The organism is Pinirhizobacter sp. (assembly GCF_035317885.1).
Classification (GTDB): domain Bacteria; phylum Pseudomonadota; class Gammaproteobacteria; order Xanthomonadales; family Rhodanobacteraceae; genus Pinirhizobacter.
Genome location: NZ_DATHFX010000121.1, coordinates 1 through 2,684 on the forward strand (window position 1 = coordinate 1; position 2,684 = coordinate 2,684).

At 62.3% G+C, this 2,684-nt stretch carries 4 protein-coding genes; 1 reads left to right on the plus strand and 3 read right to left on the minus strand.

Annotated features, from left to right (window positions below):
- From VK519_RS03715 to VK519_RS03725, 3 genes are all read right to left on the minus strand, one after another.
- A partial coding sequence (locus VK519_RS03715) for a DUF899 family protein (RefSeq protein WP_324347795.1) occupies positions 1–536 on the minus strand: 536 nt, incomplete at its 3' end.
- Positions 537–559: 23 nt separating this feature from the next.
- Positions 560–1,219, minus strand: a complete 660-nt coding sequence (locus VK519_RS03720) for a glutathione S-transferase family protein (protein ID WP_324347796.1) — start codon at positions 1,217–1,219, stop codon at positions 560–562.
- A 116-nt stretch (positions 1,220–1,335) separates the two neighbouring features.
- Positions 1,336–2,082, minus strand: coding sequence for a glucose 1-dehydrogenase (locus tag VK519_RS03725; protein WP_324347797.1), 747 nt, complete (start codon positions 2,080–2,082; stop codon positions 1,336–1,338).
- A gap of 106 nt (positions 2,083–2,188) precedes the next feature.
- On the opposite strand from VK519_RS03725, the gene VK519_RS03730 reads away from it, so the two are divergent.
- Positions 2,189–2,551, plus strand: a complete 363-nt coding sequence (locus tag VK519_RS03730; protein ID WP_324347798.1) for an ArsR/SmtB family transcription factor — start codon at positions 2,189–2,191, stop codon at positions 2,549–2,551.
- Positions 2,552–2,684 lie beyond the last annotated feature (133 nt).

A 2,684-nucleotide genomic window follows, 5' to 3' on the forward strand; every position in this document is an offset into this window, starting at 1 on the left:
GTGAACACGTTGAAGCCCGGCATATCGCTGCCGTCCTCGCCGATGGCGTGGTAGTCGCGGCTGAAGGCCTGGTTGAGGTCGGAGTAGAGCTTGAGGTCGCGCCAGCCTCGTTCCTTCTTGAAGGCAAGCAACTTCGCCAGCGGCGAGCGCGCCACCACCGCCAGCGCCACGCGCTGGCCGACGTCGTTGGCCTCGCCGTTCCAGGCGCCCAGCAGCGAGGTGCACATGGGGCAGGGACGCTCGCGCTGCGGCCCGAACATGTAGCTGTAGATAACAAGCGTCTGCTTGTCGCCGAAGAGACCGGCGAAATCCACCGGGCCTTCTTCGCCTTCGAAACGATAATCGCCCTTCACTTCACCGCCCGTAGGCAAGGCCCGGCGTTGTTCGGCGACGCGCTCGATATGCCGGCGCAGTTCGATCTCTTCGGCCAGGAGTGCAGTGCGTGCCTCGCGGTAGGCGGCGCTTTCGTTGGGGAAGGTCACGCCGTTGCGCTGGGCGAGCTCCAAAGCGGGAGCAAGGGATGCAGCATCATTCATGGCAGTTCTCCAAATAGTCGGCTTCAGTCGCGGTCAGGCGCACCGAGCGGGAAGAAATGGCGATACGGGCGGGCTTCGTCCACCGCCCGCACAACCGACGGCCGTGCCAGCAGCCGTTTGCGGTAGGCGATCACATTGGCAAACTTCGTGTCGATGCGATGCGACCAATCGGCATAGAACAGGAACGGCGCGGCGCCACAGTCGGCCAGGCTGAAGGTATCGCCCGTCGCCCACTCGCGCGTGGCCATCGTTTTATCCAGCCATGCGTAGGCCGTTTCCAGCATCTCCCGGGCATCAGCCACGCCGGTAACGTCTTTCTGGCCCTCCGGGCGCATGCTGTCGAAGACGATCTTCTGCTGTGGGGTGGAGATGTAATTGTCGAAGAAGCGATCCATCGAGCGCACTTCGAGCGCCGCGACAGGATCATGCGGCAGCAGCTGCACGGGGCCCGGATGATGAATGCCCAGGTATTCGATGATGGTGGTGGCTTCGGGCACGATGCGGCCGTCCTCCACCAGCACGGGGAAGCGCTTCATCGGCCAGAAGCCGGCGAACGTCTGGTAAATGTCGGGATGCTCCGGGGCAAGCAGGCGCCACTGGAACGGGGTGCCGTTCTCGTAAAGCGCTATCAGCACTTTCTGCGAGTACGACGAGAAGGGGTGGGCGTAGAGCTCCAGGGCCATCGTTTGGTTTCCTCGTTCGACTGGGTTCTACCCATGATGTCGAACGGCCCTGCGGGAAATCGACATGCACGATGGCATGCATGCCGATTATTTATTCCCCGGGGGAAAAGCCAGGCTTAGCGGACGCCACCGCCGGCAAAGAGATGTTCCCCGGTAAGCCAGAACGAATCGTTCGAGGCCAGGAACACCGCGATCGAAGCGATATCGCTGGGCTGGCCGATGCGGCCAAGCGGGGTATTGGCCACCGCCTGCTTTTCGAAATCCGAACCGATGAAACCGGCCGCGTGGGCGCCTTCGGTCTCCACCATGCCTGGGTTAAGGGCGTTGACGCGGATATTGCGCGGGCCCAGTTCACGCGACAGCACGCCGGTGATGGCATCCACCGCACCCTTGGTGCCCGTATAGACAGCGCTGCCCGGCGGCACGATGCGGCTTACCAGCGAGCCGATGTTGATGATGCTGCCGCCTTCGCCCAGGTGGGCGGATGCAGCCTGGGTTACCAGCAGCAGGCCCAGGACGTTGACGTTGAACTGGCGGTGATAGTGCTCTTCGGTGAGTTCTTCCAGGCTGCCGAACTCGTAGACGCCCGAGTTGTTCACCAGCACGTCTAGCTTGCCGTAGGCCTTGATGGCGCCATCGACGATGCCCTTGGCCTCGGCGGCCTTGGATACGTCGCCCTTGACCGCCACGGCCTTGCCGCCAGCGGCAACGATGTCGCTGACCACCTTGTCGGCCCCGGCCTTGCTGGAGGCGTAATTGACCACGACCGAAGCGCCGGCGGCGGCCAGGGCCTTGGCGATGCCAGCACCGATGCCCTTGGATGCGCCGGTCACGATGGCGACCTTTCCTTCTAGCTTGCTCATGTGCGATGCCTTTTTATCTGGGAGAGGAATAACGGGTTCTTAATTCCCGTAGTTCAAGACATTGGAACCAATAAACCAGACTTCAAGGGGGTGGTAAAATGAATTCATGAGGCCCCTTGTCCACCCAGCTATCGAGGACATCACCGTGGAGGGCATCCTCCATGTCCTTTCCGACCCCGTCCGCGCCGCCATCTACGCCGGCCTTGCGGCCTCGGACAGCGCGCGCACCTGCTCGAACTTCCTCCAGATGCAGGACAAGGAAATCCCCAAGTCCACGCTTTCCCAGCATTTCCGCATGCTTCGGGAGGCGGGGCTGATCCGCAGCGAGCGACATGGGGTGGAAATGCGCAATACCTCGCGCTGCCAGGAGGTGGAGCAGCGCTTCCCGGGGTTACTGGGCGCGATCATGCAGGCGCATGCCCAGCAGTACGCCCAGCGGCAGGCCCTGGCTAAGGCCGGGCCAACCTGACATCAGCAAAATGCTGCACCTTGCCGTTGTGAAGGTTATCGATCTGCCAGCGCCATGAGTCATGGGTGGGATCGTAAGAGAAGGCGTTTTGCAGGGAAGGCGATCCGTGGTCGTCATTCCATTTGAAGAGCAA

Coding starts and splice junctions, on each gene's coding strand:
- VK519_RS03720 (WP_324347796.1), bottom strand. CDS start 1,219: ATGGCCCTGGAGCTCTACGCCCACCCCTTCTCGTCGTACTCGCAGAAA.
- VK519_RS03725 (WP_324347797.1), bottom strand. CDS start 2,082: ATGAGCAAGCTAGAAGGAAAGGTCGCCATCGTGACCGGCGCATCCAAG.
- VK519_RS03730 (WP_324347798.1), top strand. CDS start 2,189: ATGAGGCCCCTTGTCCACCCAGCTATCGAGGACATCACCGTGGAGGGC.